The sequence below is a fragment of the Glutamicibacter nicotianae genome (assembly GCF_002797775.1).
Classification (GTDB): Bacteria; Actinomycetota; Actinomycetes; order Actinomycetales; family Micrococcaceae; genus Glutamicibacter; species Glutamicibacter nicotianae.
In genome coordinates this window covers 2,823,687-2,840,639 of record NZ_PGEY01000001.1, presented here as the reverse complement: position 1 = coordinate 2,840,639, position 16,953 = coordinate 2,823,687, and the positions used below count along the sequence as shown (strand labels likewise).

The following is a 16,953-nucleotide window of genomic DNA, read 5'->3' as shown; positions in this document are numbered from 1 at the left end:
GGGACAAGCGCAGTTCACCGAGGACGGAGGAACCGCCTGGCTAGTCGGCGGCGGCCACCAGCTGGCGGCCGAGCTCGCGGGCGGCTTCCTGCAATACCGGAACGGCCTTCTTCGTGAACTCGTCGTCCACGCGGGTGACCGGGCCGGAGACCGAAATTGCCATCGGCGTGGGTGCGCCCGGAACCGGCACGGCGATGCAGCGGACGCCCAATTCCTGCTCTTCCTCGTCGACGGCGTAGCCGCGCTCGCGGGTGGCCTCGACATCGGTGAACAGCTTGCCCAGGGTGGTGATGGTATTGGCGGTCTTCGGCGGCATGCCCGCCTGCGAGACCAGGCGCTGCACGCGCTCGTCATCGAGCACCGAGAGCACGGCCTTGCCGACCCCGGAGTTGTGCAGCATGGCGCGGCGGCCTACTTCGGTGATCATGCGCATCGAATGCGCCGACTGGACCTGGGCGATGTAGGTGACCATATCGCCATCGAGCACCGCGATATTCGCCGATTCGCCCAGCTTCGCGACCAGTTCCTTCAGGGCAGGAGAGGCCAGAGCGCCCAGCTGGCGGTTGGCGACCTCGCCGAGGCGGATCAGCCGCGGGCCCAGCGAGTAGCGGCGATTGGGCAGCTGGCGCACGTAGCCCACGCCCACCAGGGTGCGCAGCAATCGGTGGATGGTCGGCAACGGCAGGGGAGTATCGGCGGCCAGCTCGCTGAGCGCCGCTTCGCCGCCGGCCCGCGCGATGACTTCCAGGAGCTCAAAAGCGCGTTCGACGGACTGGACGCCGCCGGTGGTGGACTTGCTGGCAGTCTGCGTCATCTTTGCTCCTTGTGCAGGCAGTGGTTTTCGGAAACGGACTGCGCATTACTTCTACGATGCGAAATCCTTGTCCCAAGAATAGCGCAGAATCGGCCATTTCTTCCACGATCCGATATTAAGCCGTCAAAAATCGTGCCCCGCGCCACAAAACACTCTTGCATTTTCATTTTGAGGATAATAGTATCCACTATACGGAAAACTTTTACAGGAGGATCAGATGGCAGCACCAAGCCCGGGATATTCACTCACCCTTCGCGTCCAGACGCCTGCGTCGATTACCGCGACCAGCGAACTGGCTGGCGCTGTCGGCTCGGCCGGCGCGCACATCACGGCCTTGGATGTCACCGAGTCGAACCACACCCACATGGTGGTGGACGTTTCCTGCAACACCACCGACGTGGCCCACGGCGAGACCGTGCGCGCTGCACTGGACAACCTCGACGGCGTGAGCGTGCGCAACGTCTCGGACCGCACCTTCCTGATGCACCTGGGCGGCAAGCTCTCGGTCACCCCCAAGGTGGCCCTGCGAAACCGCGACGACCTCTCCCGCGCCTACACCCCCGGTGTTGCCCGTGTCTGCATGGCCATCGCAGAGAACCCTGCCGATGCGCGCAACCTGACGGTCAAGCGCAACACCATCGCAGTGGTCACCGACGGCTCGGCAGTGCTGGGCCTGGGCAATATCGGCCCGGCCGCGGCCCTGCCGGTCATGGAAGGCAAGGCCGCGCTGTTCAAGCAGTTCGCCGATGTCGATGCCTGGCCGGTCTGCCTGGACACCCAGGACACCGAGGAGATCATCAAGATCGTCAAGGCGCTGGCCCCGGTCTACGGCGGGGTGAACCTCGAGGACATCGCCGCCCCGCGCTGCTTCGAGATCGAAGCGCGGCTGCGCGAGGAGCTGGACATCCCGGTCTTCCACGACGACCAGCACGGCACCGCAATTGTCACGCTGGCCGCATTGCTGAACGCGGTGAAAGTCGTGGACAAGAAGATCGAGGACCTGCGCATCGTGGTTTCCGGTGTCGGCGCGGCCGGCAACGCGATCATCCAGCTGCTCATGGCCCGCGGCGCAAAGAACATCATCGCCTGCGGACGCAACGGCGCGATCAGCCGCAACGAGAGCTACACCGATGCGCACCGCATCTGGCTCTCTCAGAACACCAACCCGGAGAACTTCACCGGCACCCTGAAGGAAGCCGTCGTTGGCGCAGATGTCTTCATCGGCGTCTCGGCCCCGAACGTGCTGGACGAAGCGGATATCGCCGCGATGAACGAGCGCGCCGTCGTCTTCGCCATGGCCAACCCGGACCCCGAGGTGGACCCGGAGATTGCAGGCCGCCACGCCGCAGTGGTCGCCACCGGGCGCAGCGACTTCCCGAACCAGATCAACAACGTCCTGGCATTCCCAGGTTTCTTCCGCGGGCTGCTGGATGCAGGCGTCACCGAGATCACCGACGCCATGCTCCTGGCCGCCGCGGATGCCATTGCCGCCCGAGTCAGCGAATCAGAGCTGAACCCAGGATTCATCATCCCGTCGGTATTCGACCCACAGGTCGCCTCCGATGTCGCACTGGCGGTGCAGGACGCAGCCGCTGCCAAGTAGGCGCTGCGCAGCAAGACCCAAGGGTGCATGTCAACGCACCCTTTCAATGGAACAGAGCACAAGAGGTTAAGGAACAACCCATGAGTATTGAAATCACCAGCATCCCCGATGTCGCCCATGCCCAGCAGATCCTCTCCGACGAGGCGCTGGCCTTCATCGAGAAGCTGCACCAGAAGTTCGCCGGCACCCGCGACGAGCTGCTCGCCGCCCGCGGCGTGCGCCGCGAGCAGTTCTCCGCCGCCAAGTCCATCGACTTCGACCCGGAGACCGAAGCCGTGCGCACCGGCGACTGGAAAGTCGCCGAAGCGCCCGAGGCGCTCAAGGACCGCCGCGTGGAGATCACCGGCCCGGCCTCCCCGGCCAAGATGGCGATCAACGCGCTGAACTCCGGCGCCAAGGTCTGGCTGGCAGACCTGGAAGATGCCTCGACCCCGAGCTGGTTCAACGTCATCGATGCGATTTCCAACCTCTCGGCCGCCGCCCGCGGCACCCTGGCCTTCACCGATGCGAAGACCGGCAAGTCCTACGCGCTGCGCACCGACGCCCCGCGCGCTGTCGTGGTGGTCCGCCCCCGCGGCTGGCACCTGCCGGAGAACAACGTGCTCATCGACGGCAAGCCGGCCGTGGGCGCGCTGGTGGACTTCGGCCTGCATTTCTTCCACAACGCGAAGGTGCTCGCCGAATCCGGCCAGGGACCGTTCTACTACCTGCCGAAGATGGAGCACTACCTGGAATCGCGCCTGTGGAACGAGGTCTTCACCTTCGCCCAGGCCGAGCTGGGCATCGCCCACGGCACCGTGCGCGCCACTATGCTCATCGAGACCATTCCGGCCGCCTTCCAGATGGAAGAGTTCCTCTACGAGCTGCGCGAGCACGCCTCGGGCCTGAACGCAGGCCGCTGGGACTACCTCTTCTCCATCATCAAGACCTTCCGCGAAGCCGGCGAAGCGTTCATCATGCCCGACCGCTCGGCCGTGTCGATGACCGCGCCGATGATGCGCGCCTATACCGAGCTGCTGGTCAAGACCTGCCACAAGCGCGGGGCCTTCGCGATGGGCGGCATGGCCGCGTTCATCCCGAACCGCCGCGAACCCGAGGTCACCGCCGCCGCCTTCGACAAGGTCCGCGAGGACAAGTCCCGCGAGGCGAACGACGGATTCGACGGCTCCTGGGTGGCCCACCCGGACCTGGTCGAGCTGTGCAAGGAGATCTTCGACGCGAAGCTCGGCGAGAAGCCGAACCAGATCGATCGCCAGCGTCCGGAGGTCGAGGTCACCGCAGCCCAGCTGCTGGACGTGGCCAGCGCCCCCGGCGACGTCACCGAGGCCGGCGTGCGCGCTAACCTCTACGTTGCGGTGAACTACGTGGCTGTCTGGCTCTCGGGCAACGGCGCGGTTGCCATCCACAACCTGATGGAAGACGCCGCGACCGCCGAGATCTCGCGCTCGCAGATCTGGCAGCAGATCCGCAACCAGGTGGTCGCCGCCGACACCGGCAACACCATCACCGCCGAACTGGTGGCCGGCATCCTGGCCGAAGAGGTTGAACGCCTGCGCTCGGAGGTCGACAATGAAGAGCACTTCAACGCCTACTACCAGCCGGCAGCGGAACTGATCGCGAAACTGACCAGCGGCAAGGACGAGGACTTCGCAGACTTCCTCACCACCCCAGCCTACGAACTCTTGGAAAAGGAATACGTGACCAAGCCATGAGCAACACCTTCGATGAGTCCACGCTTGCCAGCGTAGAAGCCAAGCTGGCCGCCACCGACCGGCTGCTGGAAACCTCCTACCCGGGGGATACCGGAGCCCGCCAGCCGGTGCACACAGTGTACGTGCCGGGGGACAAGTTCACCGTCGGCCTGCCGGATGCCTGGGGCTCCAACGCCCTGGCCGCCGCCGGCAACGCCGCGGGCCTGGCCAAGCTGGCCGCCAAGCTGAATCTGGCCGAGCCCGAACGCCTGGGTGACCTGGTGGCCGCGAAGCTGGCAAGCGAACCCATCGAAGATTTGCGCCTGGACTTTGAAGACGGCTACGGCAACCGCACGGATGCCGAGGAGGACGCGGCAGTGCTTGCCGCGGCCGACTCGGTGTCCGCGGCGGTAGCCGCCGGCAAGGCCCCGGCCTGCATCGGCATCCGCTTCAAGTGCTTCGAGGCCCCCACCCGGGCCCGCGGCATCCGCACCCTGGACCTGTTCATCTCGCGCCTGGTCGCCAACGGCCCCCTGCCCGAGGGGCTGCGCCTGACGCTGCCGAAGGTCACCACCGTGGACCAGGTCCAGGCCATGGTCTTCCTGGCCGAGAAGCTGGAGGAAGCCCACGGCCTGGAAGCCGGGCGCATCCGCTTCGAGGTCCAGGTCGAGACCCCGCAGGTGATCATCGCCGCGGACGGGACCCACCCGGTCGCCCAGTTGATCCATGCCGGCAAGGGCCGGGTCTCCTCCCTGCACTACGGCACCTACGACTACTCCGCCTCGCTGGGCGTGGCCGCCGGCTACCAGTCCATGGAGCACCCGGTGGCGGACTTCGCCAAGGACGTCATGCAGGTTGCCGTGGCCGGCACCGGCGTGGAACTGTCCGACGGCTCCACCAACATCATCCCTGCCGGCGACCCGGAGAACATCGCGGCCGCCTGGGAGCTGCACGCCCGGCTGGTCTCCCGCCATCTGGCCCGCGGCATCTACCAGGGCTGGGATATGCACGAGAACCAGCTGGTCACCCGCTACCTGGCCACCTTCGCCTTCTTCCGCGAGGGACTTCAGGCCGCCGGCACCCGGTTGCGCAACTACGTCCACCAGATCAACTCGGCCATCATGGACGAGCCAGCCACCGCGCGTGCCCTGGCCCGCTACATCCACCGCGGGGTCGCCTGCGGTGCGGTCACCGCCGACGAGGTCACCGAACTGGCCCAGATCACCCTGCCCGAACTCGAGGCGATCGCCTTGAACCGCTCCCACGCCTAAGGACTACACCATGACTGTTCCTGCCATCCAGAATTCCTCGTCCTACTACTCGAACTTCGGCGGCCACCCGCCGCAGAGCGATCTGCTCACCGACCGCGCCATCGTCACCGAGGCCTACACGATCATCCCGAAGGGCGTGCTGCGCGACATCGTCACCAGCGTCTTCCCCGAGTGGACCAACACCCGTGCCTGGGTGCTGAACCGCCCGGTAGCCGGCGGGGCCACCACCTTCGCCCAGTCCATCGTGGAAGTCGCCCCCGGCGGCGGGGCAGATAAGCCGGAACCGCAGGCCGAGGTGCAGGGATTCATCTTCGTGCTCACCGGCAAGCTGACCTTGGTCATCGAGGGCACCGAGCACGTGCTGGTGGACGGCGGCTTCGCCTACCTGCCAGCCGGCGCCACCTGGTCCGCCCGCAATGACGGCACCGAGACCACCAGCTTCCACTGGCTGCGCAAGCGCTACGAAGTCCTGGCCGGCGTCGCGGCTCCGGGCCCGGTCGTGGGCAACGAACGTGACATCGAGCCTGGCCCGATGCCGGGCACCGATGGCAAGTGGCGCACCACGCGCATGCTGGATCCCAACGATGTGGCCTTCGACTTCGGTGTGAACATCGTGACCTTTGAACCAGGTGCATCCATCCCGTTCGCTGAAACCCATGTCATGGAGCACGGCCTGTATGTGCTGGAAGGCAAGGGCGTGTACCGGATGAATGGCGACTGGGTCGAGGTCGAGGCCGGGGACTACATGTCCCTTCGCGCCTTCTGCCCGCAGGCTTGCTACGCCGGTGGGCCGGAGAACTTCCGCTACCTGCTCTACAAGGACCAGAACCGCCAGATCGCGTTGTAAGCGTTCATTTCCAGAGTCTGCCGGGGCCGCACCCCGCGCTGACCCGCCGACTATCGGCGCACCGTGTCCTTTTCATGTTCCAGTGATGTTTCCTTTGCTCGGACGTGGTGGGCTGACGGCCGGGTCGCGCGGGTTGCGGCCTTTGGTTTTGGGTTCCCGGCTGTTGCCTGAGGACCAAACGATTATCAGGAACCATGCACCACAAATATCGGAAATATCGGTTGGCATCCGGGCAGGCGAGGGAAGCGCGAAATCAGCCAACGTTGGCTGTCTTGGAAGTGGGGCCCATTAATGGATCGACTCAGCTCCCAAGATGGTTCACTCATTGGCATCGCGGTACAAAAGCCGCAGAGTGGAGCCGCATAGATCGGTGCTCGTGACAAGAACGCGAATCTAGGCAATCAAATTCGCTTTTATCTATCCTAAACGAGAATTTAAGTTGGTAGAGTCGCATGCATGAGTGATCGTGGAGCGAGCCCGTGGCCGGCGCATGGGATTGAGAGGCTGCCGTGGAGCCAAAAGGTTCGTGGCGGAACCCGAGAAGATCGGATGTTTTCCAGCGTCGAGGCTACCATCCCGCCCTTGATCGCGCGGCTGGACTACGCCCCGTCCTTGCCGGAGACTCTAGCTTCAGAACAGGCACTGCTTGCCGTGGCTCAAGCCGACACGGATGCCGAGGGCCATTCTGCGGCACTGAGCCGCTTCATGGTTCGAAGTGAGTCGGTGGCTTCTTCGAAGATTGAACGCATCAACGCTTCGGCTCGTGATTATGCCAAGGCTATGGCGGGTCACAGAGCCAATACTTCTGCAACGAGCATGGTCGCTGCATCGACGGCGTTGCATGAATTGATTGCCGCGGTGGGAATGCGAGGTGAGTTCCATATCGGTCAATTCACGAGCGCACACCGGGCACTCATGGTTGATGATCAAGAGGAGTCAGACTATGCCGGCCGTTTCCGTGACATGCAGAATTGGATCGGCGGCAGTGATTATTCCCCACGTGGAGCCTTGCACGTGCCACCAGCTCCCGAGCGAGTCGGCGAGCTGATGAATGACCTAATCTCCTACCTCAACCGTGATGATGTGCCTGTGCTGGTCCAGGCGGCGATAGGACATGCCCAATTCGAATCGATTCACGCCTTCACAGACGGGAACGGACGTATTGGCCGCGCCTTGGTTTCCGCTGTGCTTCGTCGACGGGGAGTCACCCGGAACGCAGTCGTCCCGCTCGCCAGTGGGTTGCTAGCCCGCCGCGAAGACTATTTCGCTGCGCTTGGTTCGTACCGTCAAGGTCAGCCGTCCCCGTTGATCCTGCTGTTCGCACAGTCAGCACGTGCCGCGGCCCTGGCCTCACGCGAGACGATTGCGCGTCTGAAGTCGATGCCCGCGCAGTGGAGTGCAGAGCTTCGTCCTCGCGCCGGCTCGGTTGCCAGTCGCCTCATCGGCGCGTTCCATGACCACCCGGTCATGTCTACTTCTGAGATTGACCGGGCTGCCGGAGCCGGAGCTATCAGCCAAACCTATCGGGTTATTGACCAGCTTGAGAAGGCGGGCTTTATCGAAGAGATTACCGGGAGGAAAAAGGACCGCGTCTGGGCAGCTTCTGAAGTGATGGCCGAACTTGATGACTTGGACCGTCGCATCCAGCAGGTCATGCGTGCCGGGTTGTAGCGGGCCTGGCAACGGCGGCAGCGGAATTCGCCGGCTCCCAGGGCCCGGCCAATAGCAGGAGCATTTCCGTGGATCGTGCCACCGAGAGCGCTACGGGCAGTGAAGCAGGCCGGGCGCTCATGACTTTCCGAATGGCACCACCGTGGAATTCTCGTAAGAGAGCCTGTATGCGCGCAGTGCGGCATCTCTTCCTATTCTTGATATGACGCAACCGCCTGCGTGCCGGAGTCATTGAGTGCGCGTTCCATAGATCGACGTGATTGTTGCGCAGTTGACCCGCGGCGGCAGGATGGATGCCGAGCGCTGTACGAGAGCCCCTACACCGATCTTGCACCGCATGGACCTGAGGATCTTTTCCCGGATGAAAGTGTCGACAGGATCATTGAAATAGTGAACCGGTTTTGAGGCAAGTACAGTGGGCCGGACGAAGGATCGGCCGAAAAGACCGCTTGATGCCTCGGCAACTGCCGAAGCTTCAGCTACGCACCAGCTAGAACCCTTCAGCAGCAGGCTCGTCCGCGGCATCTGCTGCATCGCTGCTCAAGATCAGCCGCCGTTCCAACCGGGTGAGATTCCTCGGGGAAGGATCTTCGCGGGCTGGTTCCAAGGCAGCCGCCAGCGCTTCGCCGACCACCGTCTCATCCAGTCCCATGCCCACGGCGACCAGCGCGTCATCGGCCGGGTCGCTGTGGGGAGTGGCTTGCGCGAAATGGATCTGCCGGCCCACCATGTTGACCAGGAAGCGTTGCGTGCCGTCAGCGGTGCGCAGCTTCACGTGTCCCTTGAGCCGGTAGGCCGCGGCCGGCGGGTTCTCCAGCAGATCCAGTACGGCTCCCGGGTCTGCCGGCTCTAGGCAGCGCACCGTTACCGCGTTGGCGTGCGGAGCATGCTCGTGGACGTGGTGCGGGCGGGAGGCGGCTGCCAACGGCAGCTCGTCGATCGGGTCTTCGTCCAAGGCGATGTCGAATACCAGCTCAGGGTCTATGGCGGCGTGCGAGGCCGGGATGATGGCCACGTGCGGGTTGACGTCCCGGATCCTTCCGCTGATTCTGTCCAGGACTGCGTCGCGGTGCTCCGGGGCAATGCGGTCCAGCTTGTTGACCACCACCATGCTGGTCGCGTTGAATCGTGCCGGTGCCATGGCCGCGGTATCCACGGTGTGCTCATGCTCCACCGCGTCGATCACGTCGATGATGCCGCCGAAGCGCACCCCGTGGGCCTTGCCGAAGCGCAGCAGCCGGTCCACGTTGATCGGGTCGGCGGCGCCGCTGGCCTCCACGATGATGGCATCCAGGCGCAGCTTCGGCTGGCCCAGCTTTTCCAGCAGCTCATCCAGGCCGCTGCTGTCGGACAGGCAGCAGACGCAGCCGCCGGCAATGGATTCGGCCGCATCGATCTGGCCGGTGATCAGCCCGGTATCCACGTTGACCTTGCCGATGTCATTGATGATGACCCCTACCCGGGTGCCCGGGCGGGTCAGCAAGCGGTTGAGCAGGCTGGTCTTGCCTGCCCCCAGATATCCGGTGAGCACGATGACAGGGATCAATGCCGGCTCCTTTCGCATCGACAAGCAGGCCGAGTCCATTCTCCTTGTTCGGCCAACCGTTGCCGAGTGCTGACACGCCTGCCAGCAGGAGGCTACCAGGCGGGCAGTTCCGGGATCGGTCCGTCGGCCTCGATATGCCGGGCCTGGCCGCGGGCCAGCCATTCGATCAGGCCTTCGCGGTCCGAGCGCACCTTCAACGCGCCATCGCCGATGACCCATTCGTCGCCTTCCTCGGTCACCAGCGTCATGCCCGGTGCGTTCTTCACGCGCATGGTCCGCACGGCGGCTTCGACGGCGTTCTCCTGGGAATCCGGGTCGGCTTCCTCGATGGTCCAGGCAGTATCCAGATCGTGGTGGTGGATGACCACCTCGGCGATGCGCAGCGCCACGATGGAGGTCGCCGGAATGATCTTTCCGTGCAGGTCCACCTCTTCGACGGCCAAATCGCCGCTGAGCCGTTCGCACTGCTCGGCGAAGTAGGCGGCCGCGTCCTGGAACTTCTTGACCAGTTCCTCGCGCGGCAGGGCTGCCAGCTCGTTGATCTCCGCATCGCGGGCCGCGCGCGAGGCGTAGAGTTCCTGCGGTTCTCCGCTGGTGGCCCAATCGATGAGCTTGACCAGGCTCCGGCCGTTGGAGACCAGGTGCGCGATGACATGCGCACGGCTCCAGCCTTCGCACAGCGAGGCGGCAGCCATTTTTTCGGTGGACAGGGTCTCGATCGTGGCCGACATCATCGCGGTTTCGCGGCTGAGTCGTGACACGTCCGAGTGCAGGCGGGCAGTGTTGATCATGAAGTCACCCTACCAACGCGGGCGCTGAAGCAGCACTGGTTACGACATGGATACTGAATGCGACTCGATTCATATGCGCACTGTTTGGGCACCAGCTGCTCGGGCAAGTCTGATCTGGAAAAACACGCGTCCGGCATCCTTCTCCAGCAACCGGCAGCCACGTAGCCTTGGGAGTAAAGGCAAACGACCAGGAAAGCAGTCCAATGGCGAAGAAAAAGAAGAAGCAGAAGCCCAAGCAGGGGCATCCGGCACGCCTGCAAGCGGGCGTCGTCTCCATGGACCGCGTGAAGGTCGGGCGAGGCCTGGACGCGCTCACCGGGCAGTTCGTGCAGTGGGCCGCCAAATACCGGGATGATCCCGAAATGACGATGATGCTCCTTGCCACGGTGCGTGAAACCTTGGGCATCTACGCCGAAGTTGTCGGCCTGGACAAGGTGACCGATTTCGACCCGCCAAAACTGCTTGCAGTGCTCAGCTCGATGCTTGAATTCGAAGAAGCCGAAGATCCCGAAGCTGCTGCCAGCGGACTGGGAACCATGATCTTCATGGCTTGGTCGGACTACGCAGAGTTCCTGCGCGATACCGGCCTGTGGAAGCGCGAAGACGAAAGCCTGGAGTGGTTCCTGGAGGCACTGGAAGCCCACGATCCGTTCGGCGAGGATGCCGATGCCGCCGGCAATGACGCAATTGACGAGATCATGGCATCCGACGAAGCGTCGGCAGCCGCACTGGCAGAGATTGTGGCCATGCCGATCAGCAAGCTGGCCCGTGCTGCCTTGCCTTGGGTCCTTGTCGAAGGCAAGAAGCTGTGGGGCAGCATGCCGGTCGGCGAATTCTTGGAAACTGCCGCAGCGGCGCTCGCCGATTACATGCCTGCGGGCGTCGATGAATCGCGCCGGCCCGTGGTGTTGGGGGTAGTGCTCACAGCGCTGGAATCAGTCAATGCCATCAAGTTGCCCGACAAGGGCAAGCCTGAACGCGGTCTGATGCACGAAGACATCATGCAGCATGAGGATGCCGACGCCTTCGAAGCGAACTTCTACTTCATCCAGGCCTGCATGGATTTGTTCATGGACAAGCCTGAAAGCATGGACGAAGCCAGCATCCAGGCCTGGGGGCTGGCCGCCTTCTGGATCGTCGCGGGAATCGATGGCACCCCGCATCGCGTGGACGCCCCGCGCGATGACCAGTTCTCGCCGGAGGTCTGGGAAACTGCGCACGTGCGCCTGCGCGAACTGGTGTCGCTGGGCTTGCTCGAAGAGGGCGAAACCTACTCTGTGCCCGCGATTGTCCGGCTTGCGATTACCGACGTTGAGAATGACCTGCTCGATGACGGAGATGAATTCGACGATGCGGAGCTCGACGCGTTGTTCGGACCGGAGAGCGACGAGCCGAAACGCCTGAAGCGCGAGGAGCCCTACACCGGCAAGGTGCTGCAGCTGAAGCTGACCCTCAAGGAGGCCAAACCGCCGATCTGGCGTCGTGTGCTGGTGCCCATGGATCTGAACCTCGGCGACCTGCATGACATCATCCAGGCGAGCTTCGACTGGTACGACGGGCACCTGCACATCTTCTATGCCGGCGGTTTCGGCGGAACCTCATATGGTCCGGAGATTGACGACATGGACTACGAGAAGAATGAAGCGGAAACACTGGTTTCTTCGTTGCTGAAGAAGGAAAAAGACCGCTTGGATTACATGTACGACTTCGGTGACGGCTGGGAAATCCGCATTGACGTCGAGAAGGTCCTGGATGCTGATGATGGCCAGCTGCCGCGCTGCACCGGAGGCCGGCGCATGGCCCCGTTGGAGGACAGCGGCGGGGTCGGCGGCTGGGAAGCCAAGCTGGAAATTCTCGAAGACCCGACGGACCCGGAATACGAGGAAGTCAAAGAGTGGCTCTCCGGCTTCGGCGGCGACGAGGAAGACGAAGTCGATCCGGCGTATTTCAGCAAGGAAGACATCAACGCCCACCTGGAGCTCGAGTTCTAGGAAATGCCGCGGCACGCAAAACCGCCCTGCTTGATTCATGCGTGAATCGAGCAGGGCGGTTTGCGTGATGCGAGTGAGTGATTCTTCCGGGAACTAGCTGACAGCGCCGGACTCGGACGGCACTTCGAAGGCGGCCAGCGGCTCGGCGCCCTCATGGGAGTGGCCCCAGTAGCTTTCCTCGGTGATCTCCTCTGCCGTGTAGTAGTTCTCGTCCACGAGCATGCCGTCGGTGCCGTACTCGATGTCCCAGCCGCCCGGTGCGCGGACGTAGAAGGAGACCATGTGGTCGTTGGTGTGGCGGCCCAGCGATGCGGTGATGTTGAAATCCATCTGGCGCACCTTGTCGTAGGCGCGGCCCACGGTGTCCAGATCCTCGACCTCCATCATCAGGTGCACCAGGCCCGGAGCTTCGCCGTGCGGGGCCGGGCCCATGGCCAGCGAGTGGTGGCGCTGGTTGCAGCCGAAGAAGCGGAAGCGGGTGGCCGGGCGCTGCGGGCCCAGGCGGACCGCGCCGCGCGGCAGGAAGCCGAGCACTTCGGTGTAGAAGGACGTGGTTTCCTCCATCCTGGTGGTTGGCAGCACCACGTGGCCCATACCCTGTGCGCCGGTGACGAACTTCTGCGCGTAGCCGGTGATCAGCGGGGAGTGGTCCATGCGCGGTCCGAAGAAGATCTCCACCGGGTGGCCGGCTGGATCGGTGAACGCGATGACCTGTTCCAGGCCGCGCTCGTCGTTTTCCTCTTCGCTCAGCCAGGTCACCGGGATGCCTGCGGCCTCGACGTCCTTGGCCACCGCGGCCAGGGCGTACTGGTCGCGGACTTCCCAGCCCACCGCAACCACCTGGTCGACATCGCCCGGGAGCACGATCAGGCGTGCTTCGCGCTCGTCCATGCGCAGGTACAGGCCGTCAGGGTTCGGGCCGACAGTTTCAGCCAGGCCCAACCCCTCGACGGTCAATTCGCGCCAGCGGGCGATGTGCTGGGTCTGGACCTTCAGATATCCAAGTCCACGGATGTGAGTCATGATGTTCCCCTCGTTCGTTGTGTATCGGTGAATTGCAGTTCGGTGCCAGTGCGCTAGTTCAGCGAAGAATCCTGCAGCGGACGGATGGTGTAGCCCATGCTCTTGTCGACCAGGGTGCGCTGCCGGAAGCGTTCGGCTTCCAGCCAGAGGACATCGGCGGTGGCAAGGACATCCTTGACGAAACCGGTGCGGACTAGTTGGCCGTCCTTGCGCAGCTCCACCCGCTTGCCGGCAAGCTGCGTCCAATCTGTTGCTCCTGCCATGGGCTTTCCTTTCAGTTCCGCGGCCGTTTCCTAGACGGCGGCGGCGAGATTTGCTGGTGGTTCGACGCCGACTTCGGTCATGATGGCCGCATGGTAGCTCGGACCCGGAACGTGGATGGCGTGGGCCAGACCCATGTGGGCGTCTCGCCAGAAACGCTGGACCGGGTTGTGCAGGCGCAATCCGTTGCCGCCTGAGCGGGACAGGATCATGTCGATGGCATTAGTTGCACGCCAGGCGGCTTGGATCTGGGTGCGGCGGGCAACGGCGCGCTGCTCCAGGCTGATTTCTCCGCCGGCCGCCACCGTGTCGTAGAGGCGGTTGATGCTGGCCAGCAAGGTGTCGCGGGAAGCGCTGATTTCGCCGGCGGCCTCGCTGACGGTGTACATGGTGTACGGATCCTCGACCGATTTGAAGCCGTTGATCTGCACCCGCTCGCGCTGGTAGTCCAGGTGGGCCTGCAGTGCGCCTTCGGCCATTCCGATGACTGCGGAGGTCAACCCGACGGGGAAGATGCTGTAGAACGGCAGACGGTGGATGGGTTCGTTCTTCCCGGCCTTGCGCGCCACGTCCCCCGCGAACAGCTCGGCCTGGTCGATGGCGCGGTACTCGGGAACGAAGACGTCATCGATGATGACATCCTTGCTGCCGGTGCCCTTCAGTCCGACAACCTCCCAGGAGTCCTCGACGATGGTGTAGTCCTTGCGTGGAACGACCACGTGCAGGAAGCGCGGAGGCTGCACCGGCTTGCCCTCGGAGTCGCCCAGGAATGCACCCAGGATGACCCAGTCGGAGTGGTCGGTGCCGGTGGAGAACTGCCAGTGGCCGGTGAAGCGGTAGCCGCCTTCCACCGGGGTCGCGGTGCCCATCGGTGCGTAGGGAGAGGAAATCCAGACTTCGTTGCTTTCGCCCCAGATCTCTTCCTGGAGTTTGGGGGACATGAGTTCCAGTTCCCACGGGTGCACGCCGACCACGCCTGCCACCCAGCCAGCCGAGCCATCCAGACTTGCGAGCTTCATGACGGTTTCTGCGAATTCGGCCGGGTGGGCGCGGGTCCCGCCATACTCGACCGGTGCCAGCAGCTTCATGACTCCGGATTCGCGCATGATCCTCACGGTTTCGTCGCTGAGCTTCCCCAAATCTTCATTGACGGAAGCCAGCGCACGCAGCTCATTAGCACGGGTGGTGAGGACATCGCTCACTGAGGTAATCGTCATGGAATTCTCGCTTCCTAATCAAGCTCATAAAACTTTGCTGCTGGCACGAATCTAGGCAAAGAGCAGCCGTGATGTGACCTATGTCTCAGCTACTGGGATTGTTGTTTTCACAGCGTGGTTTGGGCGTGAAATCCGGCATCCCGGTCAACGGGATCCGCACTGATCCAGGCTGTGCAAGCGCCATAGGGTTCACCAAAGACCACTTTCAATCCGCAGATCGAGGAGCGAATCAGATGACTACGGAACTTCGCAACGCGCCGGGCGGATCGCCTGCTTCCGGCGTCGATGCAGTCCTGCGCGAACTGCCCACCGAGCAGGGAACGCTGCGCTACTGGGAGGCCGGCCAGGGCCGCCCCCTGGTGTTCCTGCATGGGTCGGGGCCCGGCGTCAGCGGATGGCAGAACTTCGGCGACGTGCTGCCGGCCTTCGCCGAGCACTTCCACTGCTACGTGATTGAATTCCCCGGCTTCGGCGTCAGCGACCCGACGGACCAGCACCCCATGCCGGCAGCCAGCCAAGCGGTCATCGACCTGCTGGACGGGCTGGGCCTGGAGCAGGTCGACATCATCGGCAACTCGATGGGCGGCATGGTCGGCACGATGTTCTCCATGGGCCACCCCGAGCGCGTGCGCCGGCTGGTCACCATCGGCGGCCTGGGCTTGAACGCCTTCGCGCCGTTCCCCGCCGAAGGCATCAACCTGCTGATAGCCTTCACCGAAGACCCGACCCGCGAACGCCTGGTCCAGTGGCTGCGCTCCATGGTGTACGACGAGGACACCGTCACCGAGGAACTGATCGAGAAGCGCTGGGCGCTGGCCACCGAGCCGAAGACCCTGGAAAGCGCGCGCCGAATGTACAGCTCTGCGGCCATGAAGGCGCAGATCGCAGCGCAAGCCGATTCCGACCAGCCGCCGGCCTGGGCGATGCTGCACAAGGTCAAGGCCAAGACCCTGATCCTGTGGGGCCGCGATGACCGCGTCACCCCGATGGACGCCTCGCTGATCCCGATGCGCACCATCCCGGACGTTGAACTGCATGTGTTCCCGAAGTGCGGGCACTGGGCCATGATCGAGCAGAAGCAGGCCTTCGAGAGCGTTGTCGTTGAATTCCTGAATCGCGAGGAGGATGCGTCATGACCAGCACCGTCAGCACCCCGCGGATTACCGCGCTGCACGCCCGAGTTGTCGAAGTCATCAAGGAAACCGCCGACGCGCACACCCTGGTGCTCGAACCGCCGGCGGAGCATGCCGAGAGCTTCAGCTACCGTCCCGGCCAGTTCCTGACCCTGCGCATCCCCAGCGACCGCGACCATGATGCGGCGCGCTGCTACTCGCTGTGCAGCTCCCCGGAGCAGGACGAAAAGCTCAAGGTGACGATCAAGCGCACCCGCGACGGGTACGCCTCGAACTGGATCTGCGACAACGTGGAAGCCGGGCATGAGATCGAGGTGCTCAAGCCCGCCGGCACCTTTGTGCCTTCGGACCTGGATGCCGACTTCCTGCTGTTTGCTGGCGGCAGCGGCGTGACCCCGGTGATGTCCATCCTGAAGTCAGCGCTGATCTCCGGCACCGGTTCGATCACCCTGGTGTACGCAAACCGCGACGAGCAGAACGTGATCTTCAAGGACGAACTGGTGGCGCTGGCCAAAGCCTACCCGGGCCGCCTGACCGTGATCCACTGGCTGGAAAGCGTCCAGGGGATCCCTGACCTCGCTTCGATGACCGCCCTGGCCAAGCCCTACGCTCAGCGCGAAGCGTTCATCTGCGGACCTGGCCCCTTCATGGACTGCATTGAAACCGTGCTGCAGAACCTGGGCGCCGAGCCGAGCCGGGTGCACATAGAGCGTTTCGTGTCGCTGGATGCCGACCCGTTCGCTCCGGTCGAAGCGCTCGTCCAGGACGCCGACGGCGAAACCGCCGAGGTCGAGGTGGAACTGGACGGAGAAACAAGCAGCATTGCCTGGCCTGCCGGCAACAAGCTGCTGGACGTCCTGCTCAACGCGGGACTCGACGCACCGTTCTCCTGCCGCGAGGGCGCCTGCAGCGCTTGCACCTGCATTGTGCTGGAAGGCGAAGTGGAGATGGAGCGCAATGAGGTGCTCGAAAAAGAAGACCTGGAGGAAGGACTGGTCTTGGCCTGCCAGGCCAAGGCACTGACCCCGAAGGTGAAGATCACCTACGAAGGCTAGAAAAGACACCGGATGCCCCGCCGCAAGGCGGGGCATCCG

14 protein-coding genes are annotated in these 16,953 nt (G+C 63.8%); 8 read left to right on the top strand and 6 right to left on the bottom strand.

Annotation, left to right across the window (positions count from 1 at the left end; all coding sequences use genetic code 11):
- Positions 1-40 precede the first annotated feature (40 nt).
- Complete coding sequence (locus ATK23_RS13210) at positions 41-814, bottom strand: IclR family transcriptional regulator (RefSeq protein WP_066142971.1); 774 nt, start codon at positions 812-814, stop codon at positions 41-43.
- Positions 815-1,031: 217 nt separating this feature from the next.
- Here ATK23_RS13210 and ATK23_RS13205 point away from each other — a divergent pair, with 217 nt between their 5' ends.
- From ATK23_RS13205 to ATK23_RS13185, 5 genes are all read left to right on the top strand, one after another.
- On the top strand, positions 1,032-2,417 hold the full coding sequence (locus ATK23_RS13205; protein WP_066142974.1) for an NAD-dependent malic enzyme: 1,386 nt from the start codon (positions 1,032-1,034) through the stop codon (positions 2,415-2,417).
- Positions 2,418-2,497: 80 nt separating this feature from the next.
- Positions 2,498-4,129 carry a malate synthase A gene (gene aceB / locus ATK23_RS13200; protein WP_066142977.1) on the top strand — a complete coding sequence of 544 codons (1,632 nt, stop codon included), beginning with the start codon at positions 2,498-2,500 and terminating at the stop codon, positions 4,127-4,129.
- Entirely contained in the window at positions 4,126-5,379 is a 1,254-nt protein-coding gene (locus ATK23_RS13195) for a DUF6986 family protein (RefSeq protein WP_066142980.1), read from the top strand. Before aceB ends, ATK23_RS13195 begins: the two co-directional genes overlap by 4 nt.
- Positions 5,380-5,389: 10 nt before the next feature.
- Entirely contained in the window at positions 5,390-6,226 is an 837-nt protein-coding gene (locus ATK23_RS13190) for a bifunctional allantoicase/(S)-ureidoglycine aminohydrolase (protein WP_066142983.1), read from the top strand.
- A gap of 549 nt (positions 6,227-6,775) precedes the next feature.
- Positions 6,776-7,897: a Fic family protein gene (locus tag ATK23_RS13185; RefSeq protein ID WP_245858423.1), complete on the top strand. Its 1,122-nt coding sequence runs from the start codon at positions 6,776-6,778 to the stop codon at positions 7,895-7,897.
- 490 nt (positions 7,898-8,387) lie between these two features.
- On the opposite strand, the gene ATK23_RS13180 is transcribed toward ATK23_RS13185, so the two are convergent.
- Entirely contained in the window at positions 8,388-9,443 is a 1,056-nt protein-coding gene (locus ATK23_RS13180; protein ID WP_100339326.1) for a CobW family GTP-binding protein, read from the bottom strand.
- Positions 9,444-9,535: 92 nt separating this feature from the next.
- Positions 9,536-10,234, bottom strand: coding sequence for a maleylpyruvate isomerase family mycothiol-dependent enzyme (locus ATK23_RS13175; protein WP_066142989.1), 699 nt, complete (start codon positions 10,232-10,234; stop codon positions 9,536-9,538).
- 203 nt (positions 10,235-10,437) lie between these two features.
- On the opposite strand from ATK23_RS13175, the gene ATK23_RS13170 reads away from it, so the two are divergent.
- The gene (locus ATK23_RS13170) at positions 10,438-12,225 is read left to right on the top strand and encodes a plasmid pRiA4b ORF-3 family protein (RefSeq protein WP_066142992.1); all 1,788 of its coding nucleotides are present in this window, start codon (positions 10,438-10,440) and stop codon (positions 12,223-12,225) included.
- Positions 12,226-12,318: 93 nt separating this feature from the next.
- Here ATK23_RS13170 and ATK23_RS13165 read toward each other — a convergent pair whose 3' ends face one another.
- From ATK23_RS13165 to ATK23_RS13155, 3 genes are read right to left on the bottom strand one after another with little or no spacing between them, the layout of a single operon-like run.
- Positions 12,319-13,248 carry a VOC family protein gene (locus ATK23_RS13165; protein WP_066142994.1) on the bottom strand — a complete coding sequence of 310 codons (930 nt, stop codon included), beginning with the start codon at positions 13,246-13,248 and terminating at the stop codon, positions 12,319-12,321.
- A 53-nt stretch (positions 13,249-13,301) separates the two neighbouring features.
- Complete coding sequence (locus ATK23_RS13160; protein WP_066142997.1) at positions 13,302-13,511, bottom strand: hypothetical protein; 210 nt, start codon at positions 13,509-13,511, stop codon at positions 13,302-13,304.
- A 30-nt stretch (positions 13,512-13,541) separates the two neighbouring features.
- On the bottom strand, positions 13,542-14,726 hold the full coding sequence (locus tag ATK23_RS13155; protein WP_066143000.1) for an acyl-CoA dehydrogenase family protein: 1,185 nt from the start codon (positions 14,724-14,726) through the stop codon (positions 13,542-13,544).
- Between the two features lie 233 nt (positions 14,727-14,959).
- Between ATK23_RS13155 and ATK23_RS13150 the strand changes: the two genes are divergently transcribed.
- Complete coding sequence (locus ATK23_RS13150) at positions 14,960-15,862, top strand: alpha/beta fold hydrolase (RefSeq protein ID WP_066143002.1); 903 nt, start codon at positions 14,960-14,962, stop codon at positions 15,860-15,862.
- Positions 15,859-16,914 (top strand): ferredoxin--NADP reductase, encoded by a 1,056-nt coding sequence (locus ATK23_RS13145; RefSeq protein ID WP_066143005.1) that lies wholly within the window; start codon positions 15,859-15,861, stop codon positions 16,912-16,914. The genes ATK23_RS13150 and ATK23_RS13145 overlap by 4 nt, the downstream gene beginning before the upstream one ends.
- Positions 16,915-16,953 lie beyond the last annotated feature (39 nt).

Excerpts from the sequence above, each read along its gene's own strand:
- ATK23_RS13170 (WP_066142992.1), top strand. The coding sequence starts at position 10,438 with ATGGCGAAGAAAAAGAAGAAGCAGAAGCCCAAGCAGGGGCATCCGGCA.
- ATK23_RS13175 (WP_066142989.1), bottom strand. The coding sequence starts at position 10,234 with ATGATCAACACTGCCCGCCTGCACTCGGACGTGTCACGACTCAGCCGC.
- ATK23_RS13195 (WP_066142980.1), top strand. The coding sequence starts at position 4,126 with ATGAGCAACACCTTCGATGAGTCCACGCTTGCCAGCGTAGAAGCCAAG.
- ATK23_RS13205 (WP_066142974.1), top strand. The coding sequence starts at position 1,032 with ATGGCAGCACCAAGCCCGGGATATTCACTCACCCTTCGCGTCCAGACG.
- ATK23_RS13150 (WP_066143002.1), top strand. The coding sequence starts at position 14,960 with ATGACTACGGAACTTCGCAACGCGCCGGGCGGATCGCCTGCTTCCGGC.
- ATK23_RS13185 (WP_245858423.1), top strand. The coding sequence starts at position 6,776 with ATGTTTTCCAGCGTCGAGGCTACCATCCCGCCCTTGATCGCGCGGCTG.
- ATK23_RS13210 (WP_066142971.1), bottom strand. The coding sequence starts at position 814 with ATGACGCAGACTGCCAGCAAGTCCACCACCGGCGGCGTCCAGTCCGTC.
- ATK23_RS13155 (WP_066143000.1), bottom strand. The coding sequence starts at position 14,726 with ATGACGATTACCTCAGTGAGCGATGTCCTCACCACCCGTGCTAATGAG.
- ATK23_RS13190 (WP_066142983.1), top strand. The coding sequence starts at position 5,390 with ATGACTGTTCCTGCCATCCAGAATTCCTCGTCCTACTACTCGAACTTC.
- aceB (WP_066142977.1), top strand. The coding sequence starts at position 2,498 with ATGAGTATTGAAATCACCAGCATCCCCGATGTCGCCCATGCCCAGCAG.
- ATK23_RS13160 (WP_066142997.1), bottom strand. The coding sequence starts at position 13,511 with ATGGCAGGAGCAACAGATTGGACGCAGCTTGCCGGCAAGCGGGTGGAG.
- ATK23_RS13145 (WP_066143005.1), top strand. The coding sequence starts at position 15,859 with ATGACCAGCACCGTCAGCACCCCGCGGATTACCGCGCTGCACGCCCGA.
- ATK23_RS13165 (WP_066142994.1), bottom strand. The coding sequence starts at position 13,248 with ATGACTCACATCCGTGGACTTGGATATCTGAAGGTCCAGACCCAGCAC.